Origin of the sequence: Sulfurimonas aquatica, assembly GCF_017357825.1 — a bacterium.
Classification (GTDB): Bacteria; Campylobacterota; Campylobacteria; order Campylobacterales; family Sulfurimonadaceae; genus Sulfurimonas; species Sulfurimonas aquatica.
Window position 1 is genome coordinate 136388 of the sequence record NZ_CP046072.1, and the last position, 17731, is coordinate 154118.

The following is a 17731-nucleotide window of genomic DNA, read 5'->3' on the forward strand; positions in this document are numbered from 1 at the left end:
AAAGGAGTAATTAAATGAATGAACATGAAGAGTTGCCAACAGAACACGAAGATCCGCTAATAGCATTTTTACATAAGAGCATTCGAATAGCTGTTAAAATTTTAGCTATTTTAATGGTTTTTGTAATATTTTGGGGTGTTGGCGACGTTTTTTATGTTCTTTATAATAATTTAATGGCGCCACCATTTATGCTTTTAAGTATTACAGACATATTTAAAACTTTTGCCGCATTTTTAGCAGTTCTTATTGCCATAGAGATTTATCAAAATATTGTGTTGTATTTAAGAACGGACATCATACCTATAAAACTGGTTGTGGCTACTGCTCTTATGGCAATAGCAAGAAAGGTTATAATCATAGATTTTGCGACTATTACTCCAGCATATATCTACTCAACTGCCGCTGTTGTATTGGCATTGGGTATTACCTACTATCTCGTAGGAAAACATCATAAAGAGAGACTTATTGAAGAGAGAGGCAAACCTAAAGATGATAAGAGTTAGCTCTTAACTCGGTAGAAGTCTTATCTCACTTATCTCTGCACTTGCTCCCAAACGCATAGGCGGTCCCCAAAAACCCGTTCCTTTGTTGACATAGATTTGTAGGTTTTCATTATGCTGGTGTAGTCCACTGATGTAGGGCTGTACTACTTTTACTAAAAATCTAAAGGGATAGAGTTGCCCTCCATGGGTATGTCCACTAAGCATCAAGTCAACACCCTCTTGTACTTCGTCTATATACTTTGGTTGGTGAGCAAGCAGAACTGTAGGAGCATCTTTTTTACCCTTAAGTGCTGATTCTAAATCAGGTATGAAAGTGAGTGAGCGGTAACCAAATACGTCATAAACGCCAGCGAGATTAAAGCCTTCATTCTCTTTACCTATATATACATTTTCATTTTCTAGAACTCGTATGCCTATGGATTTGACGCTCTGTATGATTTTTTCTATGTTATGAAAATACTCATGATTTCCCACGATAAAAAAAGTGCCATATTTTGAGTCGAGCTTTTTAAGCTCATCCATCGCTGCTTGTGCTTTAGATATCTCTATGTCAACTAAATCTCCAGTGATAACTACGAGATCTGGGTTTGTGGCGTTTACTCTTTTTACTAAGATGTTTATAAAGTTTTTATCTATAAGCCCACCTATATGTATGTCACTGAGTTGGATGATTTTATACTCTTTATTTAACTTCTTTATTTTTATCTCTACTTTTTCTAGCTCTATAGTTCTCGCATTGTAAATCGCTTTTGCGCTTAGGCTAGAAGCCGCGAGTAGGGATGAAGCGTCTAGAGAGCGTTTGAAAAACTTTCTGCGTTTAGGAGAGAGTGGAGTATGATGCAGAAGTACTCTTGAGATGTCATAAATAACTGTAGTACAAAAGAGTAAAAACAAAACGCCAACAGGTAGACTAAACAAAAAATAGAGCCAGTTTGGTATGTTTATGTAGTATCGACCAAGCACATAAAATAAAATCCCGATGAGGTTTAAAACTAAAAATATTCGTAAGTAGTGTTTATGCTTCAAAGTGATGTCAAGATGTGTAATAAGTCTTTTTGATATGTACATGTTTAGTAGTGAAAAGACACCAAGTAGGGCTAGAGTAAATAGTATTGGTTTCAATAATTTTCCTTTGTCTAATTTTATCATTACAGAGATAATGGATTTGTTTTAAATGAGTTAAATCTTATATTAATTATAATATGATATTATTCTGTATGAAAAATATACTTTTAATTATACTAATAAATGCTCTACGTTTAAGTGCTATGGAGACTGAAACCCTACACTCTAGTGCCTCTGTTTATTATGAAAATATTAACTTCTCTAATTCGCTTCAAAAAGAGAATGGTAATGTTTATGGAGTTGGTGCAGACTTGCATTATGGAGTCTCTGAGTTACAGGTAACTTATGAAAGAGGAGAGACTAATACTATTCAGCCACCTCTATCTGATGACTTAAAAACAGATAAACTCTTTTTTAAATATGGCCACAAGATTAATGAAAAACTTGCTATAAATCTTCATTCCATCTCTATATTAAATGACAATATTGCCATTACAGATAAAGGACAAGGCTATGGAGTTGGGCTTGAGTATAGTTTTAGTGATGCATTTTCTACATCTTTTACACAATACTATAGTGACTATTATGATTTTGACGTTTATCAAAGTGATATAAAGCTGGCCTATAAAGTAGAAATAGATAAATTTCATATGAAGTTTAGTTCTATAACAAAGTACATAAATATAGATGAATCTAATGCAAATATATTTACAAAAAATGCTAAAGAAAACTATCTAACATCAGGGTTGAAATTTCACTCTCACTATCAGAGTTATCACTTTGGTTTTGGGGCTTATTTTGGAGAGAGGATTTTTGCCATCATGAATGATGGTTTGAAAGTACAACACCACTCAATGCGGATAGATAGAACATATGTCTTAGGTATTGGTAAAAATATATCAGACTTTGTTTTAAGAGCTCAGTATATATTTCAACGAGCAGAAGAGTTGCCTCTAAAGAATAAAAATGTATATACCAAAAACACACGATTTATAGTTAGTCATAAATTTTAAGATAAATTATTATTTTTAGTGTATAATCTGATATCAAATAAGGGGTAGAAATGAGTACAAAGTATCGTATCGTATCAAGCATCATTTTTTTACTCCTACTACTTAGTATTGGTTTATCGGTTTTAAATTACTATATCATACTTCAGAGTACAAAAAAGCAGTTAGAATATTCAGATATTCCACTAAGCACAACAAACATATACAATGAAATCCAAAAAAACTTGATAGAACCAAATCTAGTCTCTTCGGTAATGGCACAAGATACATTTTTAAAAGAGTGGCTGATACATGAAGAGCATGATGTAGAGAGTATAACTGAGTATCTCAAATCAATCAGAAAAAAGTATGGACTACTCACTGTTTTTTTAGCATCAGATAAGACAAATAAGTACTACACCTCCAAGGGCCTTGTTGAAGAGATGAGTAGAAAGAGGGAGCGAAATCTCTGGTATTATAAATTTAAAGATAATAATCTAGAGAATGAAATAAATATCGATTATAATAAATATGCTGACAATAATCTAATAATGTTTATAAACCACAAAATTTTTAATGCTAATCAGAAGATGATAGGGGCAGTCGGTGTAGGTATAAAAGTGTTTTATATAAACGAGATGCTAAAGCAAGCACGTAAAACATACAAGCTAAATGTCTACTTTATTAATGAAAAAGGCAGAGTAGTCCTTAAAGAAGAGGCATTTAATAGCTTTCATAGTACTAGGCACAATAGTGAACTAAATGATGCTTTGATAAATCCTACTGGTGGAACTCTAAAGCATAAATATAATTCACAAGAGTATATAACACACTCGAAGTATATTCCAGAGTTAGATCTTTATCTCATAGTAGAGGCAAAGGTATCTGATTTTACATCTGATGTGATATCAACCTTTTATATAAACTTAATTATCTCATTGCTTATTACGACCTTAATTCTTCTTGTTGTTCTTAGAATGGTTAGTCGCAATAATGAAAAACTAGAACACCTTGCTCAACATGACACTTTGACATCACTCATGAATAGAAGATCCTTTAACGATGCTCTGGAGCAGTTGATTTTAAGAAATCAAAGAAAAGAGCAAAAGAACTCCATCATCTTCTTAGATATTGATGATTTTAAAAGGGTCAATGATACCAAAGGGCATCAGATTGGCGACAAGGTATTGGTCCGTGTCTCAAAAATACTCAAAGAGACACTAAGACAGACTGATTTAGTGGCTAGATGGGGAGGAGAGGAGTTTATAGTACTCTGTATAGATTCAGAAATCAGTGATGCAGAGTTAATAGCAGAGAACATAAGAGTCAAAATACAAAACGACAAGGAACTCCAAGAGCTTCTTACACATGAACTCACTGCTAGCTTTGGTGTTACAAAGATAGCTAAAGGTGAGAGCTCTTTAGAGCTTATTAAAAGAGTTGATAAGGCTCTTTATAAAGCAAAAGAAGAGGGAAAAAATAGAATAGTTTTATCGGTGTAGATGATAGAGGTTTGAAGCTCTTTAAAAGGGTTTCAAGAGCCTAAGAGAGTGCAGTCATCGCGTTTGCAATGCGTAGCATCGTCTCCTCTTTACCTATGACAGACATTACTTCATCAAGTCCTGGACCGCTTAGTTTTCCAAGCAGCGCAACGCGAAGAGGCTGGCCAATCTTACCAAATCCTATCTCCATCTCCTCTACAACACTCTCCATAACTTTATGATAGTCTACTGGCAAATGAAGTTCGTCAGCACTAGATAGTTTAGCTCCAAACTTATTTAAGACCTCGATAGCATTGCCTTTAAAAGCTTTTTTTACTGCTTTTTCATCATAAGTGTGTGGCGTTGTAAGTACCTCATTTACAAGAAGTACTAGCTCTTGTAGGGTTTTAGCTCTCTCTTTAAGAGTGTCGAGTAATATTTCGCGTTTATCATGTGAAGTAAGAACCAGTCCATACTCAGTAAGTAGTTGTGCTAGTGTATCATTTGAAGTGTTTTTAATGTAGTGAGCATTAAGCCAGTCGAGTTTTTCAGTGTTGTAGATAGAAGCTGATTTGTTTATATCTTCAGGGTTAAAAAGGTGAATCATCTCATCCATAGAGAAAATCTCTTGATCCCCATGACTCCATCCTAAACGCACAAGAAAGTTTAAAAGAGCGGCTGGTGTATAACCCATCTCTTTATAAGCCATCACGTCTGTTGCACCGTCGCGTTTAGAGAGTTTTTTCCCTGCAGAGTTATGTATCATTGGAACATGATAAAACGCAGGTATATCAAAACCTAAAGCCTCATATACAACTATCTGTTTTGGAGTGTTTGAGAGGTGGTCGTCTCCACGGATAACTTCGTTTATTCCCATGAGGTGGTCATCTATAGCCACGACAAAGTTATATGTTGGTGCGCCATCTGCGCGGGCGATTACAAAATCATCTAAGATATCTTCGGCTTGAAAACTTACATCTCCTTTAACGCCATCTTTTACAATAATCTCTCCCGTTTTAGGTGCTTTTATACGGATAACAGGCTCAACGCCCTCTGGTGGAGTACCATGAAAGTCACGGTATCTTCCATCATACATAGTACGTTCTTTATTTGCCATCTGAGTTTCGCGAAGCTCTGTAAGCTCCTCTTTACTCATGTAACATTTATAAGCCTTGCCCTCATCTAAAAGTTGCTTGATGTATTTTGCATATATCTCATCGCGTTGGCTCTGGTACGTTATCTCACCATCATGCTCAAGACCTAACCAATCAAAGGCTTTAAGAATAGCCTGAGTAGCTTCCTCAGAGTTTCTAGCCTTATCTGTATCTTCTATGCGAAGTACAAACTTACCACCGTTCTTTTTCGCCCACAGATAAGAGAAAAGTGCAGTACGAAGACCGCCAATGTGAAGATATCCAGTAGGACTTGGAGCAAAACGAGTTACAACCATGAGAGAGCCTTTTATTTAAGTAATCAAATTTTAGAGTATTGTTTGTTAAAGTGGGGTAAAAGTGAGTTAAGTGTTTTGTTTTTGTACAAGAGTTTTAAACTCTTGTATAGCTACTGGTTTAGAACAGTAGTATCCTTGATAGCTCTCACATTTAAGTTGGCGTAATATCTGTAGTTGGCTCTCTTCTTCTACCCCTTCTGCAAGAACCTTTAGTCCAAGTGAGTGACTCATGGCGATGATGGCCTTGGTAATCTCTACATCATTTTCATCTCGATCTATCTCATCGATAAATGATTTATCAATTTTTATCTTCTGGATAGGGAGTCTTTTAAGATAAGAAAGAGAGGAGTACCCCGTTCCAAAATCATCTATGGAGAGGGTTATTCCAAGATTACGTAGTGTATCTAAAACACTACAAGCATGTTCATACTCTTTCATAATCATGGTCTCAGTTACTTCAAACTCTAGATAAGATGGATTTAAAGAGGTAGAATTTAGTATATTTTGCACAGATTGGACAAAACCTTGATGACGAATCTGTTTTAAGGAGAGATTAACAGCGATATTATTAAGCACGTATCCTGAATCAAGCAGCATTTTCATATCTATACATGCCTGCTCTAAGACCTGAACTCCAATCTCAACGATATAGCCCTTTTCTTCAGCTAATGGAATAAACTCAAAAGGCATAGTAAAACCATGTTCAGGATGAATCCATCTGACAAGAGCTTCAGCTCCTGTAATCTTACCTGTTGCTATATCTACTTGGGGTTGATATAAAACTATAAACTCTTTGTTGTCTATAGCTTTTATAAGAGACTCGTTGAGTTTTTGATCAGCAAGGATCTGCTTGCTAATGTCTGAGGTAAAAAATGAGTATGCATCTCTCCCTTTTTCTTTAGAGAGATACATTGCAATGTCAGCGTTTTTTAACATTTGTAGAGCTGTTTGACCATCTTCATAGACGTTTATACCTATACTAAACGATATTTTTATGATGTGCCCTTCGATGTCAAAAGGTTCACTAAAAGCTTTTTGTATATTCTCTGCAATAATAGAACAGTCATCAATGTGTGCTAAATCATCTAAAAGAAGAACAAACTCATCGCCTCCCCATCTAGCAAGTGTATCGCAAGAGCGAATACGACTCTCTATGGTCCTACTAACGGTTATAAGTAGTTCATCGCCTATGTCATGACCTAGCGTGTCATTGATCGTTTTAAAATGATCTACATCAAAAAAGAGAACCGCTATGTTGCGTTTGTTTCTCTGAATCTGTTTGAGTGTAAGTTCCAGCTCTTTTTCAAATAGTTTTCTATTTGTTAATCCTGTAAGACTATCAAAAAAGGCCATATTTTGAAGTTGTGTGTTTGTCTCTGTAAGTTCTGCAGAATTTACTACAAGTGCATTCTCTAATAGAATACGCTCTTTATCTTTTTCTACATAATAATCACCGATAAGTGTAAAAAAGTTTTGAAGTTTTTCATCTTCGAGATACTCTTCTCCTAGCCCTTTTTTTATTTGGCGTTTGAGTAATCGGTGCATCTTTTACGACCTAGTTTTCGTTTATGATTGTAAGTGTCATAGTTTGGTTGTGAAGAGCACACTCACTAAAACCAACAAGAGGAGCTAGCTCCCCATAAGAGTAAAATCCAGCGATAGTACTCTCTTTTCCAATGACTTCTTCAATGGCGTCAATCTCCTCTTCTACAAGCTGCGACAAGATTATACGTCTACCAACACAACTAACAGCGATACACAAGCTGTTTTCCTTTGTTCTAGAATAAGCTTGCTCAGCAGCTAAGCCTGCATTGTCTATGAGTCTGTCCATGTTTGATTTCATAAGACGGCAGTGAAAACCCTCAGGAATATCGCCGGCAAATGTGAGACTTTGTGTCTCTTCATCAACAGCGAGAAGAGTACGAATAAGAGGCTCCTGTGTTAAATCTTTTCTAATAGCAATTGGAAACTTTAGCCCACTTGCAGGAAGATCTTTTGTCTCATCTCCTAGGTAAGATTTATAGAGTTCAAGTGCAGGTTTTCCGTCAATTTCATAAAGGATATTGCCCTTTGACTTTGTGATAATTCTCTCTGCTCCAAACTCATCCCAGCCTGCAAAACAACCACTCTTAATCTCTAATGAGTCACCATAAAAACCAAGGGCTGCAACTCTTTTACTTTTGGGTACATCATTAGCTACGACATAAGTTTGTGCAAAGTCCACTCCATCGCCCGCTAGTCCACCAGTAAGTAAAACTCCTTCTGGTAGGACTTCATTAAAACCATCTGCTATCTCGCTTCCATTGACATTGAGACCATCACTAAGGACAAAAACATGTTTTAAATCTTCGCTATTAAGTTCTTGAGCTAGTTTTTTAGCCGTAGGCATTGACTCTTCTGCTGTATCAAAGTCTGCAGATACGATTTTGATACGGCCTTGATCAAATGAGACAAGAGTCGCAACTGTTATGTCATCAACCCTTTGTCCTATAATAGACCCAGCAGTAGAACAACCCAGAATATTACTTTGAGGGTAGAGTTTTTTGAGGTCACCGTAGCTACTAGTTTTAAAATAATCACCATTACCAAAGAGTAAAATAAGTTGAGGATTTTTGACTTCATTTTTTGACGCGTTTTGCCATCCGTTTTCATTACTATATAAAAGTTGAGAAGTTGTCATACTAAACCTTTTTTAATGAAATTTTATTACAATGATTATAACATAATAGTTTTTGACTTTATTAGCCTGTTTGTTAAAGCTTGGTAAAATACACTATTAATTTAACAAATGGATATATATGTATAAAATACTTTTAACTCTTTTTTTTGTAGGCCTATTAAACGCAGAGGTATATGATGGTATCGCTATAGTTGTAAAAGATGAGGCTATAACTCTTTTAGATATTAAAAATGAGATGAAAACTTCAAAAGTCGATGCAAAACAAGCTAGCGACCTACTTATTCGTCAAAAGCTAGAAAAGATAGAGATTGATGAGCGAAGAATATCTGTTTCAAGCACAGAAGTATATGATGACATAAAGCAGATGGCTGCGAGAAATAACATGAGTATAAGCACTCTATATGATGCCATAAGAGACTCAAATGGACTCAATTCGACTGAGCTAAAAGAGAAGATAAAACAAAAGCTTTTAAGTCAAAAGCTATACTCGGCTATTGCATACTCATCAGTGGAAGAGCCAAGTCAAAGAGAGATAAAAGAGTACTTTGAAATGAACAAAGAGAAGTATAGTCACCCCTCTGAGTTTAGCGTTATCATCTATGAATCTAAAGATGGTGCCAGACTTCAAGAAAAAGTATCAAATCCAATGATTTATGCTCCCGATATTAGTATGAATGAGCAAGTATTAGCGTATGACAGAGTCTCTCCTGAACTTGCTAAACTACTTCAAAATACACCCCTTAATAGCTTTACACAAGTAGTGCCAAATGGACAGGGCAGTTTTATGAGTTTTTATTTAAAAGAGATAAAATCAGCTGGCGAGGGAAGTATAGAGGGCTCTAAAAATGAAATCATAAACGCCATCATGGCTGAAAAACGAGAGCAAGTGTTAGGCGATCATTTTGCAAGACTTCGCCATAACACTGAGATAAACATTATACGAGAGGTAGAGTAGACTTATGCTTAGCGATGTAAACTTCATAAATATAGCACTCGAGTTGTCAACCGCTTCAAAGTGTGTCTCCAAGCAAGTAGGTGCAGTTATAGTTAAAGATGGACGGATTTTAAGTACAGGCTATAATGGTACCCCGGCTGGTTTTACAAACTGTAGCGATCACTGGAAAGGCAAATATACTCGTGAACATCATGAGTGGAGTAAGACTTATGAGATTCATGCTGAGATGAATGCCATCATATGGGCGGCGCGTGAGGGTATAAGTATAGAGGGTGCTACTATCTATGTAACACTAGAGCCATGTAGTGAGTGTTCTAAAAATGTCATAGCGAGTGGGATAAAACGCATAGTCTATGCAAAACCATACGAGCATACTCACTCAGAGGTTATCTCTAAGTTTATTAAAGATAACGGTGTGAGTATTGAGATGTTAAGCGTTTAAAAACTCTGTAATAGCTGAGCTTGGTCTACCTATGATAGCTTTGCCATCTTTAAAAATAACTGGTCTTTGTATCAGCTTTGGATTCTCTAGCATTGCATCTATAAGTGCTTCTTCATCTTGAACATTTTTTAAATCTAACTCTTTGTATACTGCTTCAGTTGTGCGCATTAGCTCTCTTGCACTCATGCCTAACATCTTTAAAGCCTCTTTTAACTCATCTTTTGTTGGCAGTGAATCTAGATATTTTACTACCTCTACGTCATTGCTACTCTCTTGCGCTATGGCTACACCTTCACGAGATTTTGTACATCTTGGGTTATGCCAAATGGTTACTTTGCTCAATTTTCTTCCTTTTTTTTGTTAACATTTTACACTATAATGATGTCTAATAACTTAAGGGTGGTTTATGCCCTTTAGATGGAGTGTAATTATGAAACATGCTGGTACCTATCATACTCTAGCAAACTTTGGAAGGGAGCTGTTAGAAAAAAGAACACTCGCTGAAGGCTTGCCTCTTATTGCTACTTATGCTAAAAATGTTATCAATGCAGATCGCTGTTCTATCTTTATGTATGATGCAGTAGAGAAGTACTTCTGGACAACTCTAGCTGATGGCGTTGAAAAGATTATAATTTCATCTGATAAGGGCATAGTAGGGTATACACTTAAAACAGAAAAACCAGTGGTTGCTAATGATGCTTATGCACATCCAAGTTTTCTTCCTGAAGTTGACAAAGAGACGGGATACAAAACTGAGAATGTTATTACCGCTCCTATATTTAGCTCAAAAAGAGAGATTATAGGAATCCTTCAACTTTTAAATAAACCAACAGACTTTGATAGTGATGATGTGAAGTTTATGGTCTTTTTTTCTCACTATGTTAGTGGATTCTTAGAACTTACAAACATATATCTTCAAGAAGATAGAAGATTACTAAAAGCGAATGAAAAATGAATAAGTTAAATCAAATAGGTGAATTTGGCAAAGAGTTGATGACATCTACAAATATAGATGAGACACTCGCTATCATAGCAACGGAAGCAAAAAGATTGGCAAATGCTGATAGATGCTCAATATTTATAGTAGATGAAGAGGATGATGTTCTATGGAGTATTTTAAGTGATGGAATAGGCAGAATAGTGGTAGCTCTTAATGCTGGTATTGTCGGGGATACTTACACAACACAAGAGGCACAAATAGTAAATAAGCCTTATGAAGAAGAGCGATTTTTACAAAACATAGATAAAAAGAGTGGCTATATTACAAAAAATATGATTACTGTGCCTATTTTTAACTCTAGGCAAGAAGTAATGGGAATCATCCAGCTTTTAAATAAAGCTGATGGGGATTTTACAGAGTTTGACAAAGAAACATTTACGTTTTTTGCAAACTATGTGAGTGGGAGTTTAGAACTACTTTTGATGCAGGAGTAAGTGTGCATCATAAGCGAGTCTCATCACACCAACCGCATAATTAGATGAGTTGTTATAACGCATAATCTTTTTTACGTACTCTTTCATGTATGCAAGCTCTGGTTTTCCTTTAGTGAAGCATTGGTAGATTTTTCCGCTTTTACTCGTTTCATACACAAATGAAGCATCTTTGTTTTTAAATTCATACTCATACCACTGACTCTCAACACCTGGAAGATAAGGGAGTTCATTCCAATCAAGTGGCTTGTTATATCCTGCTTTTTTATTTAAAAAAGTTGCCACGGAGACTATTGCGTCTTCCATCTTTGTTAGATCTACAACCTTATCTATGTAAGACTCGGCATAGATAAAACTGTTGGGCATAAACTGCGGGATTCCAACTGCTCCTGCATATGAACTAGGAAGGTTACACTGCTCAGGAGTTACATCTTTAGCATAGCAGTGTTTGATGATAGAGATCATATTTGTTTTGCCAAGATTGATAAGCCACTTCTCCCTAGTTGAGTTTGGTTTAGCACGTGTGAGCATAGTGTTGAAAACTATAAACGCATCATGTGTGGGTTTAATCTCTCCTAGTTTTGTCTCTTTGAGTAAAATAGCTGCAATTATCTCTTTATTTACCCCATACTCTAGCTCAGCATAGTCATAAACATCTTTATACTTCTTGATGTTCTCTACCATTTTAGGTACTGATTTTACTAAAACATTGTTCGCTTTTTTCTCATTTTCTTGATGAGTTTTTAGTTTATTTGGCTGTAGATATTTCCAGCTTATCTCATCAAACTTTTTTGTTTTAAAGTAAGAAGTTAAAAACTGGTTTGCATATTTTATGGAAACACCATCTTTTACTACTGCTTTACATATATCTTCATAATGTGGGGTTCTGAATTTACAGTTATCATACTTTGCAAAAGCAAGCACGCTTAAACTTATGAGTAGAAGTAACTTAATCATTTATATCCTTTAATCTTTTTGGCGTACCTATGTCATGCCACATTTTCTCAAACACTTCACCACTTATTTGCTCTTTGTCTATAGAGTCTCTAAGAAGTGGTGCCAATGGGCTTTTTTCTATCTTCACATCTTTAAAAAAAAGAGGTGAATAGTACGCTATTCCTGAGAATGTGTACATTTTTTTCGACTTGTTAATAACTAAAGCATCTTTAAGTCCAAAATCTCCTTTTTTGTTGTGTTCAGGATTAGAAACTAAAATGAGATGGGCTAATTTATCTTTTAAATCAAACGAAGCATCAAACTCGTACTCACAAAACACATCTCCATTTACAACCAAAAAAGGCTCATTTGCTAAAAGATGAAGCGCGTTTTTAATGCCACCCCCGCTCTCTAGTGCTCCACTCTCTTGCTCATCCGAATAAGTAATGTTAACTCCCCATCTTGAGCCATCACCAAGTGCTTGGGGTATTTTAAACCCTAGATGGGCTATGTTTATGACTATGTCTTTAAAGCCATTGCGTTTAAGATTTTCTAAATGCCAGACTATAAGTGGTTTGCCTCTTACTTCAAGTAGGGGTTTTGGAAGAGAGTCGGTTAGTGGTCGCATCCTCTCCCCTCGACCGGCTGCTAGTATCATAGCCCTCATTAGGCATGCTCTTTTAAAAACTCTGAGAGATTTTTTGTCTCTTCGTATCTGCTCGCAGTTTCAACTACATACTTTAGAGTTAGCGGAATGTCTTTTAAGTAGCCATCCTTGCCATCACGAAGGTGTAAACGCGAGAAAATTCCGAGTACTTTTATGTGTCGTTGTAGTCCCATAAAATCAAACCACTTTAAAAATTCACCATTACCTGTTTTTAGCCCTAGTTTATCTCTAAACGCAAGGACTAACTCTTCTATCTCTTCGCGTTTAAACTCTATATAGCAGTCTTTTAAGAGCGATACTAAATCATAGGTGATAGCTCCACTCATAGCGTCTTGATAATCTATAACGCCTATCTGTTTGTTAGTCGTTAGCATAATGTTGCGAGAGTGATAATCACGATGTACAAAAACACCTTGAGGTTGAGAGAGAACGATCTCAGATATGCTATCAAGAGCCTTTTGCATCATCTCTTTTTGCTCTTGAGTAAGCTTGATTGAGAGTTTTTGTTTTAGATACCACTCACTCATTAAGTCCATTTCAAAATGTAAGAATTTTTTATCATAAAGAGGGAGGGAGCTAGCATCCGCTTTTTGCATATTTATTATTTCATCTATGGCACTAGTGTAAAGCTCTCTAAAGTTTTTAGAATCTAAAATATTTAAAAGATGAGTGTCTCCAAAGTCTTCTATGATTAAGTAGCCATCTTCAAGATTTTTCTCATAGATAGTTGGCACTTTTACTCGAGCCGCTTCAAGTCTTGAAGTGACGTCTAAAAAAGGCGCTAAAGACTCTTTTTCAAGTGAAGAGTCCATAAGCAGATAAGTTTCACTCTCTTGCGTTAGTCTGTAGTATTTTCTAAAACTAGCGTCTGCCGAAGCTATGCTAAGTTTATAATTTTTATAAGGGGTTGTATTTAGCCACTCTTTTATTTTATCCATATATTGCTCCAAGTTGTGAATCTTTTTTTGACCCTGTAACTGAGCTAAGCTCAACTACTTCATTATTTATGCGTTTATATGCAAGCCAAGCAAACGCCATCGCTTCAAGAGCGTCGCTGCTAACGCCAAACTCTTCACTACGATTTATTTCACAAGAGCAAAGCTCACTTAGCCTTTTGACTAAAAAGCCATTTCTCGTGCCACCACCACAGAGGATAAGCTTTGTGGCGTCTGTTTTATTGAGATCGTTTGCCACTGTTTTAGCGGTGAGCTCAAGAAGCGTTCTCATGATGTCTCTATCTTTGTAAGCATTAAAAATAGGCAGAAACTTTGCAAACCAGCTCTCATTAAAATACTCACGACCCGTACTTTTTGGAGGCTCTTTTTTAAAGTACTCATCATTTAACATATCTTCTAAAAGTTCAGAAATAACTTTTCCACCCTGTGCGAACTCACCATTTTTATCATAACTCTTCTCTTGCGTTTTACTCATCCACATATCGAGCAGAACATTTCCACAACCAGTATCCCAACCTCTAAGAGTACTCCCAAGTAGCGTTATGTTAGCCATGCCGCCAATATTTAGAACTGCTATATTACCCTCGAGTTTTTCAAACAAAAACTTATGAAACGCGGGAGCAAAAGGAGCGCCTTCTCCGCCATTTGCTATGTCCATCCTTCTAAAGTCGGCAACGGTTTTTATACCTGTTTTTGCCACAACTCTGTTGGCATCTCCAAGTTGCATGGAAAAAGGGTGTTTAGAGTGAGGTTCATGCCATAGTGTTTGACCATGTAGCCCAATGGCGTTTATATCTTTGGTGTTTAACTTTTGAGAGCGCAAAAACTGTGAGAGCGTCTCAGAGTAGAGTTCTCCAAGTTTAGCGTCAAGAGTGCCAAGCTCTTTGAGTGTTACAACACCGTTGATGATGGAGAGCACCTCTTCTTTAAGAGTTTTTGGAAATGGGTACTCTTCAAACGCGAGGAGTTTACAACTGCTTTTGTCTATATCACACAGAGCGATATCAACTCCGTCAAGACTAGTCCCCGACATAACGCCAATATATAAGTTACTCATTGTTTCCCCCTAACTGCATTATAAAAAACGAAACTAAAGTCCCAATGACTATCTGCCAAGAAAAGCCCATAGTGATGCCAAAAGCATAAGGCTGTAGAGCTAAAACAGTTAAAAAGCCTCCAACAAGCGCAAATGGAACTGTTTTTTTATTTCCGCGTTTGGTAAAGATGGCTGAGAAGAAAACTCCAAGAAGTCCAGTATACGCAAACGCCATAACGCCAAGCGCGAAACCTATGAGAGAGAGTTCTGAGTACCTCTGCCAGAAGTAGCTCACTATCGCCATAAGTGAAAGTATAAACGCGAAGAAAAGAACGGCGTTTCTTGAGGCTTTTACAAAATGCTCTTCATCTATTTTGTTGTCGCGTTGGAGTTTCCATGGTTTATACAAATCTTCTATAGCCACGGATGCCATAGCCCCCAGCACTGAGTTGGTACTTGAGAGTGCCGCTGCAATAGCTCCCACAGTTACAAAACCACGAACACCTTCTGGCATCTCGTTTAAAATGTAGTACATAAAGATAGTGATTTTCTCACCCTCAAAGTTTTGACTCACGTCTGCATTTTGATAGTAGAGAAAAAGAAGCGCACCAATAGTTAAAAAAAGTAGCACTATGGGGATAGTTATGAGAATGGAGAGGATGAGTGACTTAGAAGCTTCATCTTTGTTCTTGCAAGAGAGAACTCTTTGCGTCATGTCTTGGTCGAGTCCAAACGCCGCTATGTTTAGAAGTAGCCATCCTGTAAGAAGACCGATAAGTGAGAACTTTCCATCGAGCGAAGTATCTATGAGAGTGAGTTTGTCACTATCTTTAAGTGCTTGTAAAATATCAATGCCATCAAGGGAACTATATAAAAAGTAGACAACTACGACTCCCGCGCTCACATAAGTTATAGCTTGGATGACGTCGCTAAGTATGACGGAGCGAACTCCTCCAAAGTAGGTATATAAAAGCGCTCCAAAAACTAAAATGAGGATAGAGATAAACATATGAAGAAAACTAATATCTAAAAAAAGTATCATGGAAATGGCAAGCCCGCCTATGTAGAGTCTAGCACCACTGGCCATAATCCGACCAACCAAAAACATAATGCCAGCTTGTTTTTTAGCGCTTTCTCCGTAGCGTTTATCTAAGAGTTCATAAACCGTTATGGCATTGATCTCATAAAACTTTGGAACGAAATACTTTGCGATGAAGATTACGGCGAGAAGGGCTGAGAAGTAAAAACCGATGAAAGTAAAGTTGTTTGAGTAGGAAAACTCAGGGGCTCCTAAAAAAGTTGCCGCTGATTGAGATGTGGCAACTATGGAGAGTGCCACGGCAAACATTGGCATAGAGTTTGAACTTACGAAATAGTCTCTTGAAGAGCTGATTTTAACTCGTGAGAAGAGATAAGAACTCAGAGCTAAAACTAAAAAGTAGGCTAAAAATATAGCCCAATCTAAAGAGGTAAAACTGCTATTCATTTATACCGGCTCGAACTTCACTCATAAACCTCTCTCCAGGATCAACTTTCTCGGTTCTGTATCCAGCATCTTTTTCAAGCCAAAGAGGCGTATCTTCTAGATTTCTGTACTCATGATGCCCTATGAGTTTTCGTATGCTTGGATATTTTTGAGTGAGGTATTTCACAAGCTTGATATTTGCGTTTACTTGTGCTGGTGTGAGGTCGTCTTTCTCATTACCTTCTCCTCCAACATTTTCAACTCCTATGCTCGAGTAGTTAAGTCCGATGACATGACGAGCCATCCAGTTCTCAGGCATAAGTTGGTAGATACTCCCATCACGGTCTACTAAAAAGTGTGCCGAGACATTAAGTGCAGATGCCTTTGCTATGTCTGCTCTATCACTGTAGAGTAGTTCAGCGTTTAGTCTCTTAAATGACGCCTCAAAGTCCATCACGGCAGTCCAGTGAAGAACGATAGTGATGGGCTTAATCGTAATATCATTAATAATAAGCCCATAGTGCTCTTTAACGTACTCTTTTGTAAGAGTCTCGCGTTTATCGCTAAAGAGTATTGGTTTTTGTATGATGGAGTATTTCGTGTGAAGGTTTTCTATCCTTCTGTTTGCTTCTTTGATTCTCTCTAAAGAGATAACACCACTTTTTACTTGCTGATATACAGTTTCAATAATCTCTTTAACACTAACCCCTGCTAGTTGGTTTCCAAAAAGGAGTATATCAACGCCTGCGTTTATAGCTAAAGTTATAGCCTCTTTTGTAGAGTAATGTTTTGAGATAGCCTTCATTTGCATATCATCACTGATGACTACGCCACGGTATCCCATTTTGTCCCTGAGTATATCTGTGTTTACTCTGTATGAGAGAGTGGCAGGATACTTTTTGTCTAAAAACTCGTTAAAAACATGCGCTGTCATTATCATATCTACTTCATTTTCATCTATAAGCTTTTGATAAGGTTCTAGCTCTTTTGGGCTCCAAGTTCTGGAGATATTTACAAAGCCTTGATGAGAATCTCCAACAGAGGAACCGTGACCGGGAAAGTGCTTAAGAACTGAGATGACATTATGACTTCTTTGCTCTTGCAGCATTATCTTTGCAAACTTTACAACTTTTGAACTCTCTTTTGAGTAAGAGCGTTGGAGTCCAACTATTACTTTGTTTTTAGGATTTATCGCTAAGTCTACCACTGGTGCAAAGTTAGTATTTATCCCATTTTGTTTGAGCATATTTGATTGAACTCTATATGTATGTCTTGCATCCTCTTCACTCATCCGTGAAACACTCATAGCCGATGGAGTCTCTTTAAAACCATACTTAGGCTTGAGTCGTGCCACTTTTCCACCCTCTTGATCAACACTGATGAGAAGTGGTTTATTGCTTAGCATATTAAGCTTTTTAGTGAGACGATGGAGCTGTTCATGACTTTGAATGTTTTTAGTTCTATTTCTATCATTAAAAAAGCTATCAAAAAGGATAACCCCACCTAAATCGTACTTCTGTATATCTTTTACTATTTGGGAGTTTTCATCTATCTCTGAGTCGTTAAAGCCAACTACAAGCATCCGGCCTATCATCTTTTTAAGAGTAGTTTCATCTATCTCGTTAGCGTTTAGAGCTGTTAGTAAAAGTAAAAAAAGTAAAAATATTCTCAAAAA

18 protein-coding genes are annotated in these 17731 nt (G+C 36.7%); 7 read left to right on the forward strand and 11 right to left on the reverse strand.

The window, feature by feature from the left end:
- Positions 1-14: 14 nt before the first annotated feature.
- Entirely contained in the window at positions 15-503 is a 489-nt protein-coding gene (locus GJV85_RS00600) for a phosphate-starvation-inducible PsiE family protein (RefSeq protein ID WP_207561957.1), read from the forward strand.
- A 3-nt stretch (positions 504-506) separates the two neighbouring features.
- Here GJV85_RS00600 and GJV85_RS00605 read toward each other — a convergent pair whose 3' ends face one another.
- The gene (locus GJV85_RS00605; RefSeq protein WP_207561958.1) at positions 507-1625 is read right to left on the reverse strand and encodes a metallophosphoesterase; all 1119 of its coding nucleotides are present in this window, start codon (positions 1623-1625) and stop codon (positions 507-509) included.
- Positions 1626-1720: 95 nt separating this feature from the next.
- On the opposite strand from GJV85_RS00605, the gene GJV85_RS00610 reads away from it, so the two are divergent.
- Together GJV85_RS00610 and GJV85_RS00615 are read left to right on the forward strand one after the other, a co-directional pair.
- Positions 1721-2581: a hypothetical protein gene (locus tag GJV85_RS00610; protein WP_207561959.1), complete on the forward strand. Its 861-nt coding sequence runs from the start codon at positions 1721-1723 to the stop codon at positions 2579-2581.
- Positions 2582-2631: 50 nt separating this feature from the next.
- Entirely contained in the window at positions 2632-4059 is a 1428-nt protein-coding gene (locus GJV85_RS00615; RefSeq protein ID WP_207561960.1) for a sensor domain-containing diguanylate cyclase, read from the forward strand.
- Between the two features lie 40 nt (positions 4060-4099).
- On the opposite strand, the gene gltX is transcribed toward GJV85_RS00615, so the two are convergent.
- From gltX to GJV85_RS00630, 3 genes are all read right to left on the reverse strand, one after another.
- Positions 4100-5488: a glutamate--tRNA ligase gene (gene gltX / locus GJV85_RS00620; protein ID WP_207561961.1), complete on the reverse strand. Its 1389-nt coding sequence runs from the start codon at positions 5486-5488 to the stop codon at positions 4100-4102.
- 66 nt (positions 5489-5554) lie between these two features.
- Positions 5555-7033: a putative bifunctional diguanylate cyclase/phosphodiesterase gene (locus GJV85_RS00625; RefSeq protein WP_207561962.1), complete on the reverse strand. Its 1479-nt coding sequence runs from the start codon at positions 7031-7033 to the stop codon at positions 5555-5557.
- 10 nt (positions 7034-7043) lie between these two features.
- Positions 7044-8168 (reverse strand): FIST signal transduction protein, encoded by a 1125-nt coding sequence (locus tag GJV85_RS00630; RefSeq protein ID WP_207561963.1) that lies wholly within the window; start codon positions 8166-8168, stop codon positions 7044-7046.
- Positions 8169-8286: 118 nt separating this feature from the next.
- Between GJV85_RS00630 and GJV85_RS00635 the strand changes: the two genes are divergently transcribed.
- Both GJV85_RS00635 and GJV85_RS00640 read left to right on the forward strand, forming a co-directional pair.
- Positions 8287-9123 carry a peptidylprolyl isomerase gene (locus tag GJV85_RS00635; RefSeq protein WP_207561964.1) on the forward strand — a complete coding sequence of 279 codons (837 nt, stop codon included), beginning with the start codon at positions 8287-8289 and terminating at the stop codon, positions 9121-9123.
- 4 nt (positions 9124-9127) lie between these two features.
- Positions 9128-9565: a deoxycytidylate deaminase gene (locus GJV85_RS00640; RefSeq protein ID WP_207561965.1), complete on the forward strand. Its 438-nt coding sequence runs from the start codon at positions 9128-9130 to the stop codon at positions 9563-9565.
- Here the strand turns inward: GJV85_RS00640 and arsC are convergent.
- Positions 9554-9907, reverse strand: coding sequence for an arsenate reductase (glutaredoxin) (gene arsC / locus GJV85_RS00645; RefSeq protein WP_207561966.1), 354 nt, complete (start codon positions 9905-9907; stop codon positions 9554-9556). The genes GJV85_RS00640 and arsC overlap by 12 nt on opposite strands.
- 88 nt (positions 9908-9995) lie before the next feature.
- Here arsC and GJV85_RS00650 point away from each other — a divergent pair, with 88 nt between their 5' ends.
- A complete protein-coding gene (locus GJV85_RS00650; RefSeq protein ID WP_207561967.1) occupies positions 9996-10520 on the forward strand; it encodes a GAF domain-containing protein in 525 nt (174 codons plus the stop codon).
- Positions 10517-10999: a GAF domain-containing protein gene (locus GJV85_RS00655; RefSeq protein WP_207561968.1), complete on the forward strand. Its 483-nt coding sequence runs from the start codon at positions 10517-10519 to the stop codon at positions 10997-10999. The genes GJV85_RS00650 and GJV85_RS00655 overlap by 4 nt, the downstream gene beginning before the upstream one ends.
- On the opposite strand, the gene GJV85_RS00660 is transcribed toward GJV85_RS00655, so the two are convergent.
- The 6 genes from GJV85_RS00660 to GJV85_RS00685 are packed head-to-tail and all read right to left on the reverse strand — an operon-like array spanning position 10979 to position 17728.
- Complete coding sequence (locus tag GJV85_RS00660) at positions 10979-11953, reverse strand: lytic murein transglycosylase (protein ID WP_207561969.1); 975 nt, start codon at positions 11951-11953, stop codon at positions 10979-10981. The two genes, GJV85_RS00655 and GJV85_RS00660, sit on opposite strands and share 21 nt — an antisense overlap.
- Complete coding sequence (murU, locus tag GJV85_RS00665) at positions 11946-12590, reverse strand: N-acetylmuramate alpha-1-phosphate uridylyltransferase MurU (RefSeq protein WP_242689804.1); 645 nt, start codon at positions 12588-12590, stop codon at positions 11946-11948. The genes GJV85_RS00660 and murU overlap by 8 nt, the downstream gene beginning before the upstream one ends.
- 8 nt (positions 12591-12598) lie before the next feature.
- Positions 12599-13537 carry an aminoglycoside phosphotransferase family protein gene (locus GJV85_RS00670; protein WP_207561971.1) on the reverse strand — a complete coding sequence of 313 codons (939 nt, stop codon included), beginning with the start codon at positions 13535-13537 and terminating at the stop codon, positions 12599-12601.
- Positions 13530-14612 (reverse strand): anhydro-N-acetylmuramic acid kinase, encoded by a 1083-nt coding sequence (locus GJV85_RS00675; RefSeq protein ID WP_207561972.1) that lies wholly within the window; start codon positions 14610-14612, stop codon positions 13530-13532. Before GJV85_RS00675 ends, GJV85_RS00670 begins: the two co-directional genes overlap by 8 nt.
- Entirely contained in the window at positions 14605-16077 is a 1473-nt protein-coding gene (locus tag GJV85_RS00680; RefSeq protein ID WP_207561973.1) for a sodium:solute symporter, read from the reverse strand. Before GJV85_RS00680 ends, GJV85_RS00675 begins: the two co-directional genes overlap by 8 nt.
- Positions 16070-17728 (reverse strand): glycoside hydrolase family 3 N-terminal domain-containing protein, encoded by a 1659-nt coding sequence (locus GJV85_RS00685; protein WP_242689805.1) that lies wholly within the window; start codon positions 17726-17728, stop codon positions 16070-16072. The genes GJV85_RS00680 and GJV85_RS00685 overlap by 8 nt, the downstream gene beginning before the upstream one ends.
- Between the last annotated feature and the right edge of the window lie 3 nt (positions 17729-17731).

Bases quoted from the DNA above. Each gene is read 5' to 3' on its own strand.
- GJV85_RS00600 (WP_207561957.1), top strand. From the start codon at position 15: ATGAATGAACATGAAGAGTTGCCAACAGAACACGAAGATCCGCTAATA.
- GJV85_RS00610 (WP_207561959.1), top strand. From the start codon at position 1,721: ATGAAAAATATACTTTTAATTATACTAATAAATGCTCTACGTTTAAGT.
- GJV85_RS00615 (WP_207561960.1), top strand. From the start codon at position 2,632: ATGAGTACAAAGTATCGTATCGTATCAAGCATCATTTTTTTACTCCTA.
- gltX (WP_207561961.1), bottom strand. From the start codon at position 5,488: ATGGTTGTAACTCGTTTTGCTCCAAGTCCTACTGGATATCTTCACATT.
- GJV85_RS00625 (WP_207561962.1), bottom strand. From the start codon at position 7,033: ATGCACCGATTACTCAAACGCCAAATAAAAAAAGGGCTAGGAGAAGAG.
- GJV85_RS00630 (WP_207561963.1), bottom strand. From the start codon at position 8,168: ATGACAACTTCTCAACTTTTATATAGTAATGAAAACGGATGGCAAAAC.
- GJV85_RS00635 (WP_207561964.1), top strand. From the start codon at position 8,287: ATGTATAAAATACTTTTAACTCTTTTTTTTGTAGGCCTATTAAACGCA.
- GJV85_RS00640 (WP_207561965.1), top strand. From the start codon at position 9,128: ATGCTTAGCGATGTAAACTTCATAAATATAGCACTCGAGTTGTCAACC.
- GJV85_RS00650 (WP_207561967.1), top strand. From the start codon at position 9,996: ATGAAACATGCTGGTACCTATCATACTCTAGCAAACTTTGGAAGGGAG.
- GJV85_RS00655 (WP_207561968.1), top strand. From the start codon at position 10,517: ATGAATAAGTTAAATCAAATAGGTGAATTTGGCAAAGAGTTGATGACA.
- GJV85_RS00660 (WP_207561969.1), bottom strand. From the start codon at position 11,953: ATGATTAAGTTACTTCTACTCATAAGTTTAAGCGTGCTTGCTTTTGCA.
- murU (WP_242689804.1), bottom strand. From the start codon at position 12,590: ATGATACTAGCAGCCGGTCGAGGGGAGAGGATGCGACCACTAACCGAC.
- GJV85_RS00670 (WP_207561971.1), bottom strand. From the start codon at position 13,537: ATGGATAAAATAAAAGAGTGGCTAAATACAACCCCTTATAAAAATTAT.
- GJV85_RS00675 (WP_207561972.1), bottom strand. From the start codon at position 14,612: ATGAGTAACTTATATATTGGCGTTATGTCGGGGACTAGTCTTGACGGA.
- GJV85_RS00680 (WP_207561973.1), bottom strand. From the start codon at position 16,077: ATGAATAGCAGTTTTACCTCTTTAGATTGGGCTATATTTTTAGCCTAC.